This is a genomic window from Candidatus Cloacimonadota bacterium, from assembly GCA_020532355.1.
Taxonomy (GTDB): domain Bacteria; phylum Cloacimonadota; class Cloacimonadia; order Cloacimonadales; family Cloacimonadaceae; genus UBA5456.
The window spans coordinates 1-18447 of sequence record JAJBBD010000243.1 but is presented as its reverse complement, the minus strand read 5'-3'; the positions used below and the strand labels follow the sequence as shown (position 1 = coordinate 18447).

14 protein-coding genes are annotated in these 18447 nt (G+C 40.7%); 7 read left to right on the top strand and 7 right to left on the bottom strand.

What is annotated here, in order from left to right:
- From LHW48_08595 to ftsY, 6 genes are all read right to left on the bottom strand, one after another.
- Positions 1–2183: LPS-assembly protein LptD (locus LHW48_08595; protein MCB5260509.1), on the bottom strand; the 2183-nt coding region annotated here is incomplete at its 3' end.
- A 220-nt stretch (positions 2184–2403) separates the two neighbouring features.
- Positions 2404–3384, bottom strand: coding sequence for a protein translocase subunit SecF (gene secF / locus LHW48_08590; protein MCB5260508.1), 981 nt, complete (start codon positions 3382–3384; stop codon positions 2404–2406).
- A 10-nt stretch (positions 3385–3394) separates the two neighbouring features.
- A complete protein-coding gene (gene secD / locus LHW48_08585; GenBank protein MCB5260507.1) occupies positions 3395–4975 on the bottom strand; it encodes a protein translocase subunit SecD in 1581 nt (526 codons plus the stop codon).
- Positions 4976–5298: 323 nt separating this feature from the next.
- Positions 5299–5604, bottom strand: a complete 306-nt coding sequence (locus tag LHW48_08580) for a DUF3467 domain-containing protein (protein ID MCB5260506.1) — start codon at positions 5602–5604, stop codon at positions 5299–5301.
- Positions 5605–5616: 12 nt separating this feature from the next.
- The gene (locus tag LHW48_08575; protein MCB5260505.1) at positions 5617–8829 is read right to left on the bottom strand and encodes an AAA domain-containing protein; all 3213 of its coding nucleotides are present in this window, start codon (positions 8827–8829) and stop codon (positions 5617–5619) included.
- Positions 8798–9760: a signal recognition particle-docking protein FtsY gene (gene ftsY / locus LHW48_08570; protein ID MCB5260504.1), complete on the bottom strand. Its 963-nt coding sequence runs from the start codon at positions 9758–9760 to the stop codon at positions 8798–8800. The genes LHW48_08575 and ftsY overlap by 32 nt, the downstream gene beginning before the upstream one ends.
- A 134-nt stretch (positions 9761–9894) precedes the next feature.
- Between ftsY and LHW48_08565 the strand changes: the two genes are divergently transcribed.
- From LHW48_08565 to dusB, 4 genes are read left to right on the top strand one after another with little or no spacing between them, the layout of a single operon-like run.
- Positions 9895–10476, top strand: coding sequence for a hypothetical protein (locus LHW48_08565; protein MCB5260503.1), 582 nt, complete (start codon positions 9895–9897; stop codon positions 10474–10476).
- Between the two features lie 13 nt (positions 10477–10489).
- Entirely contained in the window at positions 10490–11071 is a 582-nt protein-coding gene (gene trmB, locus LHW48_08560) for a tRNA (guanosine(46)-N7)-methyltransferase TrmB (protein ID MCB5260502.1), read from the top strand.
- Positions 11072–11078: 7 nt separating this feature from the next.
- Positions 11079–12761, top strand: coding sequence for a GAF domain-containing protein (locus LHW48_08555; protein MCB5260501.1), 1683 nt, complete (start codon positions 11079–11081; stop codon positions 12759–12761).
- The gene (gene dusB, locus LHW48_08550) at positions 12754–13698 is read left to right on the top strand and encodes a tRNA dihydrouridine synthase DusB (protein MCB5260500.1); all 945 of its coding nucleotides are present in this window, start codon (positions 12754–12756) and stop codon (positions 13696–13698) included. Before LHW48_08555 ends, dusB begins: the two co-directional genes overlap by 8 nt.
- Positions 13699–13701: 3 nt before the next feature.
- Here dusB and dinB read toward each other — a convergent pair whose 3' ends face one another.
- Positions 13702–14766: a DNA polymerase IV gene (gene dinB, locus LHW48_08545; protein ID MCB5260499.1), complete on the bottom strand. Its 1065-nt coding sequence runs from the start codon at positions 14764–14766 to the stop codon at positions 13702–13704.
- Between the two features lie 493 nt (positions 14767–15259).
- On the opposite strand from dinB, the gene LHW48_08540 reads away from it, so the two are divergent.
- From LHW48_08540 to LHW48_08530, 3 genes are all read left to right on the top strand, one after another.
- Positions 15260–16447, top strand: coding sequence for a type III PLP-dependent enzyme (locus LHW48_08540; GenBank protein MCB5260498.1), 1188 nt, complete (start codon positions 15260–15262; stop codon positions 16445–16447).
- Complete coding sequence (locus LHW48_08535) at positions 16447–17535, top strand: Ldh family oxidoreductase (protein ID MCB5260497.1); 1089 nt, start codon at positions 16447–16449, stop codon at positions 17533–17535. Before LHW48_08540 ends, LHW48_08535 begins: the two co-directional genes overlap by 1 nt.
- Positions 17536–17607: 72 nt before the next feature.
- The coding region (locus LHW48_08530; protein MCB5260496.1) for a hypothetical protein at positions 17608–18447 on the top strand (840 nt) is incomplete at its 3' end.

Genomic DNA, 18447 nt, shown 5'->3' with positions numbered 1-18447 from the left:
TGTGAGATCAATTCCTTATTCTTGATATCGTAATAATTAGAATAGGTTAAGCTGTAATTTTTAGTAAGATTAAAGCCTGCGCTCAAGCGTAGATTTTGCCCAGAGCTCTTAAACAGATTCTTTTCGGCAAAAAGATCGTGACTAATATCCAGGCTCCAACTATCGCTATCAGCCTTTGCTTGTGGTTCTTCACGGTGTTCTCCAAAACTTGTGAAAGTACGGTTTTTGGGTGCAGGAAAGTAATCGGCATAAGATGCAGAACCACTGAGAGAAATGCCTTGTGAGAAGTAGTAATTCCTTAAGGCTAAACCATCAACACCAATCTGATAGGTTTTTTGGGAAACACTCATCCGATTGTTATAACCGAGTTTTAAGCCATCCAGCCTAAAATCCTTATGTCGCAATTTTCCTAATTCTATGGTACCGGGTCTAAATGAGAAACTGTGACTAATATCGCCGAATTTTTTATCATCTTTATACAGATTGGCAGCAATGCGAGAATCCCAGGAAAAGAGATCATTAATCTTCCGCTCATTCTTTCCCTGGGTATACTTAAGCTGCCATTTCTGCGCCAGTGAGAAGCTCAAACTAGCTTGTTTCTGATTGTTACGCAATGAGATGCCCCCAAACCCATAATATATTGCATTACGTGAGTGGTTGGGAACAAAGCTTAAGCCAACAGAAGGTGTTACAACGTGTCGAATAGCTGATATGGGAGCCTTATTGAAGGTTCGAATTCCATACATATTGAAGCTACCGTTAAGAGAAGCAGAATAATCGTTTCCACGCACCCATTGCTTATCATTTCTGTCCCGATCGAACCAGGCTTCGGAATAATCTACGCTTTGCCTCAAATTTAGCCATCCCCTGTAGTTGTAGCTATTCGAAACTCCCATTGAGTGTTTCATGCCAAAATGATGCTCAATCAAATACCTATCCGGATTATCGGGATCCAAAGTATTAGCCCACAGGTAATCGCTCCATGAGGGATTGGGATCCAAGATGTTCCCAGTATGATCCAGACGATAGTTATAGTAATATGAAAGATTGGAGTACCACGCATTACTATCTAAGTGCAGCAATTCATATAAGGGACGTGATGATACACTCCAACTTACACTGGGTAAGCTCAAAGATGCTGTATCGTTAATGAGATCCTGATTATACAAAGCGCCAGCATTAAAGTATGTGGAGCCAAACGGTTTACGATAAGCAATGCTGGAACTAAGTCTTTGAGCAAGAGATTCGTCTATAGAATCACTACTTTCCCAGATGCGTTTATTGCTAACAAAATCAAGCGAAACATCAAGGGCAGATTTTTCGGGAAGTTCGTGATGATGTCCAGCTCTTAAGGCCCAATCGTATACAGTAGTATAGCCACTGGTATTCTTGTGAAAATTCATGTTTAACGAACCATTGTATATATATCGTTTAATGTAATTTGCCGAAAAACGTGCTTTCCATCCCGTTTTTTCCATCAAGTCTATACTGGCAATAAGATCTGCATAATCTTTATAAGGATAGTAATATGCAAGATCGCGGATATATTTACCATCCAAACTATTATACCCAGGTTCGGGAATTAAAAATCCGGCTTGCCTCCCTCTTTTTATGCTCATGGTAATAAATGGGAAATAGAAGATCGGTAAGTGATTAACATAGGCTAAAACATGTTTGCCCACAACCTTATCCCGCTGATATACGCGCATCTTTTGCGCCCAAAACCAGTAGCTTGGCTCTTCCAGGTCGCACGTTGTAAAGCTGCCTCCATCTATATCGTAGGTATCTGAGCCAACTTTCCGCAATTCCTTGCCTCGATAATATCCGTTTTCGATAAAACTATTTCCATTTTGCATCATCCCTGTTTGACTGCGAACATCATAGCGGACGTTTTCACCTATCATCAGTTGTTCTTTATCGCGCATATATGTTATGCCCAAAGATATCGCCTGTTCGTTCTTCAAATCCAGAAAAAGTGAATCTGCCAATATTTGCGAAGCCCCATAGTCTATTGAAGTATTTCCATACAACCAAATCTGTTCGGCATCGTAGTAGGCACGGATGCTATCTGCAGCATAAAACAAAGAATCAAGCTTGCTATCCTCGTTCAAGGATGCGTCCAAGCTGTCCACTAACGCCTGCAAATTTTCAGACGCACTCAGCGTATTATCATCAATAATCATTACTTCGCCACTATTCTGGGCAGAAAGTAAGAGAATCGATAATAACAAGCACAGAAATAGGATTCTATGTTTCATCATTACAAAATAACTTTAGTTTTATCCAAGCCAATTATGTCAAGCTTTTCCACTTGTTTACAGCCTCGCTATATTGCTTGTTTAACAGATGTATAAACAAACAGCCCGGAATTATACCGGGCTGTAGAGATAATATTGGCAAAGCTTACTTTCTTTTGGAAAGATGCTGTGCAGCTTGCTTTTCTTTGTGAGTGGCTTTTGTTAAATCTATAACAAGGTTACTTGCCAGAAATATTGATGAATAAGTACCGACGATTACTCCCAAGCACATAGCCAAAGCAAAATCATTCAATACTTGTCCCCCAAATAAGTACAAGGACAAAGTTGTAAAAAAGGTAGTACCAGAAGTAACCACAGTACGTGATAGAGTTTCGTTCAACGAGTAGTTTATTACTTGATCCAAGGGTTCTTTGCGCCGTATTTTCAGATCTTCGCGAATGCGGTCGAAGATAACGATCGTATCGTTTATGCTATAACCCACAATCGTCAGTAACGCAGCAATGATCTGAATAGTGATTTCTTTTCCGCTAAGCGCAAACACACCTACAATAATCAGCACATCATGAGCAAGAGCTACTATGGCCATCAATCCAAAAATCAATTCAAAGCGGAACCAGATATAAATAATCATGAGTATAAGTGAAATTGCAACTGCCAATAAAGCATTTGTTCTCAATTCACCCCCAACCTTAGGTCCAACTTCATAGATTTCTTCAATAACATCTCGGTTAATATCGCGTCCAGCTAAATGATCCGGAAAGCTTTCGCTAATGATATCGATAATCTGAGTTTTGGTATCCGAAGAAACTGCGTCTTCTGCATTTGCGCTCTTAATTTTAATCATAAAAGTGCCAGAACCAAATTCACCAACTCGCTGAATCTCTGCTTCGGGGAAACCATGAGTTTTAAGGGCATTGCGCAATTCATCTATTTCCACGGGTGCCACATCTGCAGATAATGCCTGTAAATCTACCTTTGCCGCTACTCCACTTGTAAAATCGATACTCCAATTTAAGCCTCGCACAAAAAGACCAATAATAGCAGCAAGGATAAGTAATATTGAGATAAGGTAAGCACCTTTGCGCATTCCTACGAATGGGATATTGGTATTCTTTAATAATCTCATCGTTCTCTCCTTAAATACTCAAAGTCTTTTTAGTGCCGGTTACAACAAAGGTATCGAAAATTGAACGCACAAATACCAGTGCGCAGAACATAGATCCTATTATACCTATTGTTAGCGTTATGGCAAATCCCCTAATGGGACCGGTTCCAAATTGATAAAGCACAAAGGCTGCAATCAGGGTTGTTATATTGGCATCCCATACCGTAACAGTAGCTCGCTTATACCCTGCATCTACTGCAGAGCGAGGAGTTTTCCCAGTATCCAATTCTTCGCGAATACGCTCAAATACCAGTACATTAGCATCAACTGCCATACCTATAGTAAGTATCATACCGGCAATACCAGGCAGAGTTAGAGTGCCCCCAAAAGCCGTAAGCATTGCCAACACAAAGCCAACGTTAAATATAAGGGTAAAATCGGTTATTAAGCCCCCAACTTTATAGTAAAAAAGCATAAACAACATTACGAGAGCTAATCCAATAAACCCAGCCATAGTACCGCTTTTAATGCTATCTGCACCCAAAGTGGCACCTATGATTGAAGTTGAGGCAGGAGTAATGGGAGCTATTAGGTTTCCTGTATTTAATACGATAGCGAGTTCATTAGCTTCTTGAGAGGTGAATCTGCCAGTAATTTGTGCTCTACCACCTGCAATACGCTCTTGGATGTTGGGAGCTGAATAGACCACATTGTCCAATACGATTGCCAAACGCTTGCCAACGTTATCTGCCGTTACCCGCTCAAATTTTCTAGCCCCTTCACGTTTCATCTCTATAGATATGTAAGGCTTATTGGCAATTCGAGGATCGGTTGAAGTTGATGAGCCATATTCTACTTTGGCTTTTGCCAGGTCGGCACCAGAAAGTTCCACAGCAGACGAGAGTACATGGATTATCCTATCTGCTCTGGGGTTTGATGTATCTGCACGTTCGAGAGCTAACTGCCATCCGGCTGGTATCATCTGCTGGAACAAAGAATCAGCCAAAAGATCCTGGATAAGGCGAACACTATCGTATTGTACTTCATAATCTAACTCGCCGGGACGGATTAGGCTGCTGAACACACCAGAACTAGGTTGAGCTAAAGAATCATCCTCAGCCATTATCTCTTTATCGAGTTTATCCAATTCTGCAAGAGCAGGAAAGAATTGCAGATTAGCATTGATATTACTATCAATAAGATCCAGAACACGTTTGCCTTCATCGCGTTTTGCCACAACCTTAAATTCTAGCATAGCGGTTTGTTTGATGAGGTTCTCGGCTGCCTGAATATCACTTACGCCAGGCAATTGAACCATTATTCGATTCTCACCGATTTTTTGAATGGACGGCTCGGCAACTCCAAATTGATCTATACGTTCGCGGATAATTTTAATATTTTGATCTACCGCACCACGTGCATCAGCAGCAGAAAGAGCGGAAGTATCCACTTCTAAAAGAATCTGCATGCCACCTTTAAGATCCAGCCCGAGCTTGAGCTTGTTTTTAGCCCACCACTCCGGCAAATTCGGGATCGCCAAAGGAGCCAGATAAAATGCAGTAACACATATGAATACAATTATTGAAAGACCGCGCCAGGAAAACTTCTTCATTGGCTTTTGCTCCCTTTATTCAGTTTATTTTCTATTTTTTTGTGGTATCTGATCCAAAAGTCTGATTAGCATCTATTCGTCAAGTGCTTTTTTGGAACCATCCCTCAACAGATTAGATCTAATCTCTTATGTGCATCTTCGCTTGCCTGATCCGTAAAGTAGTAATTAACTAAGTTTTAAGCAGTCATTATCCCGTCTTTTATGCTGTATCTCGGGGTTAACCATGCCGTAAAAATGCTTCAAGCAATGTGAGTGCAAGCAGAATCAGAGCTAAGTTCTTAGTATTTAATAACTAGTTCAGTTAAGTTTTTGAATTATAAAGATTAAGTAGTTTTAAAGCCGACTGCTTTATTCTCTCCCTGACCTTGTACTTTGATTTCTCCAAATTGTTTTTCATAGTTGTTGATGTTCTTTTCCAGAAGCTGTAAAAGTTGCTTGGTATGCATGGGAGTCATTACAACCCGCGAATAAATACGAGCATCGGGAATTCCGGGTAGAATTCTGCCACAATCCATAATAAACTCTGAAGGTGAGTTTGTAATCATAAAGAAATTGGCATAGGTTCCTTCGCCTACTTTTTCATCAAGCTTGATGTTCAACTGCTTTTGAGGGGGATTGGGATTAGACATAATATCTCCTTGTTAAATAATATCGTGAATATCAATAATCCTGCCATTGAGGCGGATGTTTTCGTAAAGCTTGGCATAATGATTTGATGCTTTGCACAAGCGACTGTTTGCCATTACGATCAAACGGTTTTTAGCTCTGCTGACGGCAACATTTAGTTTTCTATCTACGCTGCCATCCGAATTTAGAGATTCGATTCCTCTCAAACCAAAAGCATCTCTTAAGGGAAAACAAAGCACCACAGCATCCCGTTCGGAGCCCTGATACCGTTCGACTGTATCGATGCTAACATCTTCAATCAGATGCTTAAGTGCGTGGATCATTACTCTAAACGGGGCAACAATGCCCAAATCTTTTTGGGGATCACGAATTAAGCCAGCATTGCGATATTGGGTAACCAGCCAATTAGTAGCTTCTATCTGCATGGGATCAAAGTAATCCTGCGAAGAAGGGGGACATTCAATCCATAGTAACCTGGCATCAATCAGCTCTGGCAGTTTGCTTTTGGCTAAGGGTAAGAATTGTTCTTTAAGAACGGGCTGGAGGCGATTATCGTAGTAATGAGCCACTAATGAGGCAATTTTAAAGTGCATTCGATAGTGCCCCGTAAGCATTTCGAGATGTTGATCCCATCCTTTTCGTTTATATAGCCTAAACAATCTTTCCATAAGAGATTGGTTGATATCCTTATACTCCAAATCCTGAAGGGTTTCCGAGCTAAAGTTAAACCCCAGAGGGCTTTGCACGGTAATGGCCGGCAGTTGGTTTTGATCGCCAATAAGGATAACCTTAGGCGCAATTGTAAGCAGACCCAATATCGAGCTCTCGAGTATTTGCGATGCCTCATCAATAAGCATTTCATCCATCTTAGTGAGTTTACTTAAATCTCGATACCAAGAATTTGCACTTTGTACCGTTGCCACAAAAATGCGATTTTCTCGAAGGAGTTTATCTATCTCCAGAAAGCGTTTATCACTAATGAGATTATCCAGTAACTCATCCTCGATAATTTGGGAATTCCCCGTGCGAATAAAAGGTATATTGCGTTTTTTGAGACATAAGCAAATTTCGTCCACAGCGCGATTGGTAAAGCTAAGAATCATCATTTTCTTGTTGCTGTGTTCATAAAATCGCTCTACATAATTGCCAATTAGTCCAGAAGTTTTTCCGGTGCCAGGTGGTCCTTGGATAATAAACAAGTCCTTCGCAGCCTTCATTTTTGCTAAAACAGTTTCTTTTTCTGTTTCTTTTGGCTCAAATTCGTCTATTGCTGGTTTTCTAATACCCCAATAAAGATCTCTGGAGTGCATATCTGCCTCTAGAAAGGTTGTTAATGAGCTTAATGGACCATACAAAAAAGATTCTAAAACATCGTGCTCTAAAGTCCAAGTTGAATTTGGGCTAAAGTTACGTTTGATTCCGCCCCGAATCCTCAGTTTTATGCTATCATCAATTATGTCGGTAATTACACCACGAATTATTTCTTGTTTATCTGCTTTGGCGTGTTCGCCATATAAAATCACTATGTCTCCCTGCCTAAAATCAGATATTCCGGGAGATTCTAGATATTGTAAGGTAATATCTCTCAGATCGTATGAAGTTATTTGTAACCCAGATATAATCTTACCTTGTTTTTCGGATGCAGATAGTCGCCAAAGTGAATTATGCCCGTAATTTGAATCCTTATCTGCACTACCAGTCTTTACAAACCAGATTTCTCTAACAATACGTTTAACTTGTTCACCAAACCATTCATATTCAAATTCTCTAATATTTTTCAGTAAAGCCTTATATCGTTGTAACGCCTGCTTGCTAAAGTTACTGTAATCGTCTGGATTCTTTTTGATTAGCCAATCTAAAAACCACTTAGGCTCTACACTGAGTAGCCTCATTATTCCCACAATCCGATTGCGGCAGATGAGAAGATTTTGTTCTAGCAATGGCATGTTTGCGACATTGCGCAATGGTTTTTCAGCACAAGCTGAGTATAAAATTGAACTAGACCCCTGGTTTCCGGATCCATAAGCATTGCGAATTATCATATTGTATGCCACTACCTGATATAGCTGGCTGCTCCACACATCATGGGGATGTGCCTTGCCACTTTTTAGCTCTACTATATTGTATTTGCCTTTTGTTTTAAATAGTAAATCCAATCTGCCTTGTAAACCATAGGTAGGACATAAAAAAGATGGTTCCAATAGAAGATCTTCATTGGGCACATCGGCACAAAAAGCTTTTACTACATCTAAGTGCCCACTTTCGATTTCCCGGTATATCTGCATTGCACAAGTTTGCCCTAAAGCAACCATTGGAATTGGTATTTGAGCTAGCCCTCGTTTGAACAAATCCAGATAATCTAAATCTGAATAATGTATCAAATCATCAAAGATGCTATTTACCATATTACCTAAAAGCATTTTGTCAGAACTTGGTTCGCCAAACAGCCGGTTTAGAATGAATAATTCCGGCGAAGATGAAGCATTTCCCATACATTCAGCTATGGCAGAGGCATCAATCAAGAAATCTGGCTCTAAAACAAACTTAGTTCTTGGATTATCTACAAAGAAGTTATCTTTACCAGCTACTTCACTTAGTTCTAAACAATTAAGATTGGCATATTGCCATAAACTATTAGCTAGGGTGCTGTATTTTGCCTTCTCAAGGTTTTTTAAGTCATCTCGCAAAAGGATTCTTACTTCTTCGTTGTCTTCGTTTATGGCGCTTATCTCCAAGCCAGCTACTCTTCCTCCCGACACATAATGTTTCCAATGTTTTAAAACGCATTGAAAGCTCTGTTTTTTGCTATGCTTTTGGCGAGGGAATTCCGGTGCATCCTTTACAAACTCTTCCAATTGGGGACAATTTAGTTGGGGACATACCAATCGTAGTAGCAAGTAGATTGTTTTTGCGCCTGAAGATACGGCTCCTTCGGGTATTGAGGCAATATCTTCGTGAGCGGCTCTATTGGCCAACATTCTTAATGAATTTAACTGTCTCACCAATTCCGGAGGTGTTTCGAAGTTATCGTGAAAATACTGCATGCGAGCAAAAAGCCCGTTAAAAACAAGCGGTACATCTGCTAAAAGTTCTTTATATATCTGCTCTAAAAGTTTGCGTTCAAACACCAGAAGAGCACTTTCTCCGCCTTCTGGGCTCAGGATTTTTAATAGCTTTTCAGCCAATTCAATGGCTTTATCTTGAGGAATCATCAGATTCGTCTTCATCGCCTTCGGCAAAGAATGCCTTTACAAAACGAACGGTATGAAAGTTCTCAATATCGTCAATCTGTTCTCCCACTCCCAATAGCCTCACCGGAATTTCCAAGTTTTGTTTAATATTAAAGATTATTCCCCCTTTGGCAGTACCATCAAATTTGGTTAGGGCTATCCCGGTTAATTTGATAGATTCATTGAAGTGTTTTGCCTGTGAGATGGCATTTTGCCCAGTAGTGCTGTCTACCACCAGAATAACATCATGGGGAGCTTCTGGACATGCTTTTTTAATTACTCTATCAATCTTTTGCAGTTCTTTCATGAGTCGTTCTTTGGTATGTTGTCTTCCAGCTGTGTCTATTAGCACTATATCGTAGTTCCTGGCTACGGCAGAAGCCACTCCATCGTAGATTACCGCGGCAGGATCGCGTTCGGGTTCGGATTTCATTATCTGAACTTTAGCTCGTTCTGCCCAAATAGCTACTTGATCTATTGCTGCAGCGCGAAAAGTATCCCCAGCAATGATCAATACCTTTTTACCGGCTTTGGCAAAGCGATTTGCCACTTTACCAATGGTCGTAGTTTTCCCCGTACCATTTACACCTACAAAAGCAATTACGTACGGTTGTATTGCTGGAGGTTCGAAGAAATCGCTCTCGTCTGGGATATCTTTGAATAAGATGTTCTGCATTATATCCACAAGATAGATTTTCACCACTTCTGGGTCTGTAATTCTATCTTCTTTAACTTCCTTACGTAAAGATTCAATGATACGTTCTGCCATCTGTGAGCCAGTATCGTTCTTAATGAGTATTTCTTCTAAGTCATCATAAAGTTGATCGTCTATTACGCCCCTAATCTTTACTGTTTCAGATATTTTATCTATAAAACCAGATTTAGATTTGCTAAGTTTGTCTCTTAAGCTTTTTAACTTGCTGAGCATTGAATTCTCCATAAACTGCGTGATTATCATTGACATAATGATGCCGTGAGATAAGTTTGCAATATGGGTAAAGACGTCAATGAAAAAGTGTTTTACGTTTTAATGCCCATAAACTTATTAATAATGAGGCAATAATGAATAGATTTCGAATTGCATATCTGCTGATCGTGATATTCCCTCTTTTGGGAGCATTCTTGGGTAGCATGTTGTCCGGAGCTGAGTATAACGGAATAGGAATCAGCTTTAATGCTATAGCTCTTGCCGCAGCCTTGCTTACAGGTGTTCTTGCCCTACTTCAGCACTATCTAAACAGCTTTTGGCAAGTCCCTGTTGCTATATTTATGGCAATAATTTATTCGGCTTTATCTATGCTTAGCATTGATGCACCAATAAGTATATTTGCCCTAATTCTGCCCAATACTGTGTATGCATTACTCAGCCTCTTAATAGTAAGATTTATATTCTACAACAGAAGCATCTTTAGGCTCAGAACTCTTATAATGGGCATTCTTGGCGGCATTATGTTTAGCTTGTATCTGGCTGCAATCTTTACTCTATTGAGGGTGGAATTGGGTTCTGGATTTTGGAATGCCAGTTTTGTTTATGGTTTGATTATCTATGTATTCATAGCTTTTAGTATGTCTATTGCAGATCTCGTTATCCTTCAATTGGAAGTTAAAGAACTGCAACAACAAAATTCTGAAGATGATCAGTGACCGAGCTTACTTTGTGTTAGAACCCCCTCCCGATCATTTGTTGAATAGCATATTCAATGATAAGCGCCCATTGTATGTAGAAATCGGTTCAGGAAAGGGTGAATTTATCTCTCGATACCCAATCAGCCACCCGGAATGGAATTTTATCGGCATGGAAATGAGTGAGAAACGGATTCGCAATTGCCTCAAAAAGCTATCTCCCGATAAGAATCCCAATGTTCGGTTAGTTAGAAAATTTGTAGATTCGACCATATCCGGTATGTTTATGCCAAACAGTATTAGTGGTGTATTTATCCAACATCCCGATCCCTGGCCCAAACGCCGACATCATCGTCGTCGTTTAATCCAGCAGGGTTTTCTAGATTCGTTGGCGAAGATTTTAATGCCCGGTGCACAGGTTCAAATCTCTACAGATCATCAAGAATACGCTACTTGGATAGTTGAGGAGTTTTTACAAAACCCAAACTACACTTCTTTGCAAGACGATCCCATTCAGTTTCACCCCAACCTTGATGAGCACATTGTTACTTGGTTTGAGGAAGAACAACGCAGATTGGGATACCATCCCCATTTTATGCTCTATGAGCGCATCTGAGGTAAATATGGATTATACATTTAGTACAAATCACCGCGTGAATAAAACTTTAAACTTAGTGGTACAAAGCATTGCCGAAATGGCAGAAGACCAAATCAAACATATCCAACAGCTAACTCGCATTGGCCAATCTCTTTCCAGCGAAACAGATTTGGATAAAATCTTCGAGATGATCCTCAATGAGGGTATTGCCTTTACGAAAGCTGATGGTGCTACTATCTACAGAGTAAGTGATGACAATCGCTTTCTGGAGTTTGAATTAGTATACAATGCTACTTTGAACATGCGTCAGGGGGGATCAAACGATCCTATCGGTTGGAAACCCGTTCCCCTTTACGATGAAGAGGGAAACCCGGTTATGAGTTATATTGTTTCGGCTGTATATCATAATAAAAAGAGTTTATGCTTTGATGATGTCTATAATGCTGAAGGATACGATATTAGCGGTACAATCCATAGTGATCAGAATTCACATTACCGGTGCAAAGCCATGCTTACCATACCTCTCAAAGATCATGAAGATACAGTATTAGGCGTAATCCAATTTATCAACCCCTTAAATGACGAGAAAGAAATTATTAGCTTTACAGACGAGCATAAAACAATGCTTTCATCGTTATCATCACAGGCAGCGATAGCACTTTCAAACCGGAAACTTATAGCCAGCTTGGAAAACCTCTTAATGCAATTCATGCGTTCCATCGCTTCGGCTATTGAGCGCAAAAGTAAATATAGCTCAGATCACATTACTCGTGTTGCTGCAATTACAGATATGATTGCCGAACGTATCAATGCAACTTCATCTGGTCCTTTTGCCAGTGTTTTCTTTAATGAGGACGAGTTGAAAGAAATCTCGATGGCTGGGTGGATGCATGATATCGGCAAAATAATTACTCCCGAATTTGTTATGGATAAAAGCTGCAAGCTGGAACGCATCATGGATGGCTTTGCACTGATAAAATCCAGAGTGGATCACCTCAAGACACTAATGAAGTATCTTAGTTTAAAACTATCGCCTACAGAGTATCAAGCTTTTATCCAAGAGAAACTGGGCTGTAAAGATGAAGACCCAATCATCTTTTTGGATGATGCGCTGGAGTTTATCTCCAAGCTCAATATTGGGGGAGAATTTGTCCCAGATGCGCAGATTGAACGGATGGAATCTCTGGCAGCAATTGATTTTACTTATGAGGATCAGCGCTTCTACCTATTAGATGAATCCGATAAAAAGAATCTTAGCATCCGCAAAGGAACTCTCAACAGCGAAGAAATGAAAATCATGCGCGCCCATGTTTCGGTAACTTGGGAAATGCTTTCGCAACTAACATTCCCCAAAAAATACGGCAATGTCGCCTTTTATGCATCAACCCATCATGAAGCTCTTAACGGTAAAGGCTATCCCAGAGGACTTGGTTCATCAGCTCTTCCCTTGCAATCCCGCATGATTGCTGTTGCCGATATTTTTGAAGCTCTTACTTCGGCAGATCGTCCCTACAAAAAAGCAAAAACTCTTTCCGAATCCCTTATGATAATTGCATTTATGACTAAGGATGGTCACCTAGACGCCGATCTGGTAGATTTCTTCATAGATAGCGGCTTGTATCTAGAATTTGCACAAAAAGCTATGCAGCCAGAGCAGATTGACGAAGTAAATATCTCAGCTATTAAAAGCAAATACCATCTTGACTAATATTCCCTTATATCTTGCTCCTTTAGCCGGTTATACCGATAGGGCATTTCGTAGCGTGTGCAAGGAGTGGGGAGCAGACTACATGCTTAGTGAAATGGTTAGTGCAGATGGAATTATTCGCGATAAACAAAAGACACTCCAATACACCATTTTTGCAGATTTCGAACGCCCCTTTGGCATGCAAATCTTTGGTTCAGATCCCGATGTTATTGCGCATGCCGCAGAAGCGGTATTGCCCTTAAATCCAGATTTCATCGATCTCAATATGGGTTGTCCCGTAAAGAAAGTAGTTAAACGCGGGGCTGGCTCAGCATTGATGAAGGATCCCGTTCTAGCTTCTGCCATTGTAAAATCTACAAAAACAGTCATCTCCAGCAAACTTCCGCTTTCGGTAAAATTTCGTAGTGGATGGGATAGTTCCAGCATAAATTTCTTGGAGTTTGGGTTGCTCATGCAAGATAGTGGTGCAGATATCGTTTGTCTTCATCCTCGCACCCAAAAACAAATGTTCTCGGGAAAAAGCAATTGGGAACATATCCGCATACTAAAGCAAGCTCTTTCGATCCCTGTTATTGGAAATGGAGATATTTTCAGCCCTCAAGACGCTAAAAACATGCTGAATGACACGAACTGCGATGCTCTGATGATTGGTCGAGGAGCTTTAGGACGCCCTTGGTTGTTTGCTCAGATAAAAGAATTTTTAGCCACCGGCGAATACATGCCCATCACCAAAGATAAGCTGCTAAATACGGCTTTCAAGCACTTAGAGTATGCACTTAAATTCAAGGAAGAACGTATTGTAGTTAAGGAAATGCGCTCCCAATTGTGTCACTATATCAAAGCCATGCCGGGCAGTAAAGATCTAAGAGATAGATTAAATCACACCCAGAGCGCAGAAGAGATAAAAAACCTTTTGAATAAATGGATTTGGCTATAATACTTATTCCAAGTTCAATTCAATTTGCTCACAATCTGTATCACAATCCAATTTCCCCACTCCAAGCCCCAAAAGCCTTACCTTCCGTTTGGCATCCCAATTAGTAATAAACAACTGCTCTCCATAGGTATATAAAGTATCGGCATTGTTTGTCGCTTCCGGTAATTGACAGCTTCTGGTAATCATTTCAAAATTTGCATACTTAATCTTAATCACCAAGTTTGTACCCTGTATATTCTTTCTATCCATGCGTATTGCAAGCTTATCAGATAGCTTTCTGATGCGTTGCAGAAGCGAATCCAAATCACCAATATCTTCAATAAATGTATTCTCGCAGCTTATGGATTTTGGCTCCCAATAACTGATTACATCTCTTTCATCGATGCCCCGCACAACGTTATAATAAAAGTAGCCCGCCTTGCCAAAGTGTTTAATTAGCTCGCGCAAACCCTGTTCATAGAGGTCTTTTCCGTTCTTGATGCCCATCTTCTGCATTCGGGCAGCAGTTACTTTGCCTATGCCATGAAACTTGCCGATGGGCAAGGTAAAGAGAATATCCTGAGCATTCTCTGGACTGATAATAGTTAGTCCATCTGGTTTTTGATAGTCCGAACCAATTTTGGCCAAGAATTTATTATACGAAACTCCAGCACTACATGTAAGTTTGGTTTGATTGTACACCTCTGCTTTTATCTGTTTGGCAATATTGGATGCATCGGGCTCTTGTTTTTTGTTTGTACTTACGTCCAAATATGCTTCATCCAAACTCAATGGCTCTACCAGATCAGTCCATGTATAGAAAATATTCCGTATTTGTTTAGAGATCTCCCCATATAATTTGAAATTGCTATGAACGAATATTGCTTGTGGGCAAAGCTTCCAAGCCCTGTGAGAAGGCATCCCGCTGTGAACTCCGTATTTACGTGCTTCGTATGAGCAGGTAGATACTACTCCGCGACTGTTAGGTGGACCACCAACTATTACACATTTGCCCATTAAGGAAGGATTCTCTCGAATCTCAATCGCCGCAAAATATGCATCCATATCTATGTGTATTATCTTCTTCATGAGAGCAATAGAGTAAAATGCAAGAAAAGCGTCAAGCAGAAGGTTTGAACCTAAGCGAATGCCATACGGGTATAGGACATTCGCGCAGCGCCTTGAATCTGTAAAATCCATGTCACCGCTGATGTTTGAAGCTCTTTGTGTAGAAAAGACACATAAGCGAAAGGTCACTAACCCATTGCAATCCCTCGCACTTCACTCGTCTTTCCCTCATGATACCCTCATGTGACGAGGAGATAACGAGCAGAAATAGAGCAAACGAGTTGAGATAGAATAAGAAGGCAATCATTCCCTCATAAGTATAGATAGCGATTGAAATTTCTGCCAAGCTGAACCTCCAAGTATTTCTTACTCAAACTTTAAAGCCATCTTTTCTACCGCCCGTTTTCAGGGAAGTGGTTCTTTTGGGTTCAATAAAAATCGAGATCATATTCGATTGACATAAAAATGCCTGCAGAATATCTTGCACGGAATATCATTAGCAGAGGATCATGCCATGTACAAAGAGCCCTATCAATTCAATGTAGAACGTTACATTGATCCTGGAAGATTTGCTAAAATAAAGAAAATCTTCCAAAAGTTACCTACTCCCACTTTAGTGATCGATCTGGATCTTATCGCAAAAAAGTATGATGAGCTTGCTCGAAGCTTTCCCATCGCAGATGTGTATTATGCCGTAAAAGCGAATCCGATGGAAGAAGTTTTGGAATTACTAAAAGATAGACATTCCTGCTTTGACATAGCTTCACGTTATGAATTGGATTTGATGTTGAGACTAGGCGTAAATCCTGATAGATTGAGTTATGGCAATACGATTAAAAAGAAAAGTGACATCGCTTATTTCTACGAAAGAGGGGTGCGGCTTTTTGCAACGGACAGCGAATCGGATTTGCAAAATATTGCCGAGCTTGCGCCGGAAGCCAGAGTCTTTTTTCGCATCCTCACAGAAGGCACAGGTGCAGACTGGCCTCTTTCGCGAAAGTTCGGTGCCCACGCGGATATTGTCTACAACCTTATCGTGCAAGCTGATGAATTGGGCTTGAACCCCTATGGACTTTCGTTTCATGTGGGCTCTCAACAGCGCGATATTGGCCAATGGGATGATGCGATAGCAAGATGTAAATATCTCTTTGATGCAGTTGCCGAACATGGTATAGAACTCAAAATGATAAACCTTGGGGGAGGATTTCCCGCCAGCTACGTGGATCCCACATTTTCGGTCAAGGAATACGCGGACGAAATCATGCGTTTCCTCAGCGAAGACTTTGGCGAAAATATGCCACACATCATCCTTGAACCTGGCCGATCATTGGTTGCAGATGCCGGCATAATCGTCTCTGAAGTAATTAATATCAGCCGAAAGTCTAAAAACAACATGTATCAATGGGTATATTTGGATATCGGAAAGTTTGGCGGCTTAATCGAGACTATCGATGAATCAATCAAATTCCCGATCTATTTTGAACGTGAGGGCATGGCGGATGAAATCATTCTTGCCGGTCCCACCTGCGATAGTATGGACATTCTATACGAAAACTATAAATATCATATGCCAGATAGCACTCAAGCCGGCGACAGAGTATTCATATTCACAACAGGAGCATATACAAGAAGCTACTCGGCTATTTGCTTCAATGGCTTCCCACCTTTGAATGCAATAGCCATCAATACAGGAGAATTATAATGATGTATCAACCCGTTGAAGCCATGCACGATTTTATGATTAAAGTATTTGTAGGTATTGGAGTTCCCTTAGACGACGCTAAGATTTGCGCCGATGTACTTATTGCCAGCGATTTGCGGGGTATAGAATCCCACGGCATCGGCAGATTAAAAATGTATTACGACCGCATCAAACAAGGCATTCAAAATCCTATAACCAAGATCGACATAATCCGGGACAAATACGCAACTGCCGTATGGGATGGAAACCACGGCATGGGACATGTGATCGCCCACAGAGCTATGCAAATGGCCATAGAAAAGGCAAAGCTATATGGTCTGGGCTGTGTTACCGTAAGAAATAGCACTCACTACGGAATCTGCGGATACTACGCCAATATGGCAACAAAAAACGATATGATCGGTCTAACCGTGACCAATGCCCGTCCCTCGATCTGCCCCACACATGGCGTACAACCACTCTTGGGAACAAATCCAATCTGCTTCGGAGCTCCCACAAATCTGCCTTATCCTTTCATCTATGACGCCGCAACATCAATCTCGCAAAGGGGAAAAGTGGAACAGTATTCTCGGGAAGGAAAGCAAACCCCTCCCTATTGGGCAATCAATCTTAACGGTGAGCCACAAACTGATACCCAGAAGCTCTTGGTAGATTTGGTAGAGCAAACTGCTTGCATGTTGCCTTTGGGCGGTACCGAAGAAGTGACCGGCAGTCATAAGGGTTATGGATTGAGCACGATGGTCGAAATCCTCAGCGCCGCCTTACAAAAGGGCAGCTATCTCAACGGACTTTGGGGTAAGGATGAAAACGGTAAAGCCGCACCCTATCGCTTGGGTCATTTCTTTCTTGCGATCAATATCGATTTCTTTACCGAGATAGAAGATTTCAAACGCATCTCAACTGATATCTGCGTACAACTTCAGAATTCCAAAAAGCTTCCGGGAAGAGAAAGAATCTGGGTAGCCGGCGAAAAAGAGTATGAAAAGGAATTAGCAGTAAGGAAAAATGGCATCCCCATTATACCGAATCTAGCTAAGAATATCCAAGTTATTCAAGATGAGCTGAAGCTAAAAATCCTTGATATATGAGCTTTTTCTTGCATAAACTGCCAATAAGTTTATTCTGTGAATAAGAATACAAATATATAAAAGGAGAATTAGATGAAAAAAATCATCCTCATTCTTATCCCAGTCCTTTTATTTACAGGACTTTACGCTGTTGAGTTCAATATTAGTGGTGAAAACCGTGTTCGAGCCGCCATGTACAACAACGAGACAGAAAAAGACGGGGCCACAATTGATAATAGGTTTAACATCGGCTTCGATTCTCAATTTCATCAAAACTTAAAATTCCGTGTTGCTGCCGAAATTGGAGACCTTGTCTGGGGCAATCCTGGTGCTGGTCTTACCACAGGCGCCGATATTCATATCACTGAGCTTAACTTCGATTACAATATCGAATCCATCGACGCCAATATCATCGTTGGTCAGCAATATTGGATGGATCGCATGAGTCTGGTGATTGACGATTATTTTTCAGGTATTATGTTAAAAAAGCAATTAGGTGAAAATATCAGCACTGAATTTGCCTGGATTAAAGCAGTTGAAAACTTTGAATACAAAAATGATGACCAAGATATATTTATGGCTCATGCGTTTAACGATGCAGAAATCCCAATAGGTATGTATATATTTTTCGGTAACTATGCAGATTGGGATGCCAACAATTTAACATTTATGCCCTATGTCAGCCTAGAAATGGGCAATGCCTCTATGGATGCAACTGCATTCTTAGATGTTCAAATGGATGATAATGACAATGAAATGGGCTTTGGTGGAGCAGTTAAAGCCAAGATGGATTTGGATGTTGTAGAAATAGGTGCAGATTTGTTGCTGGCGACAGAGCATGGACTTACAACAGTAAGCCCGTGGTATCAAAACGGCCTCTACATCTATGGCATTGGCAAACATCATGATGGTCTGCAACTTTATTGGGATACT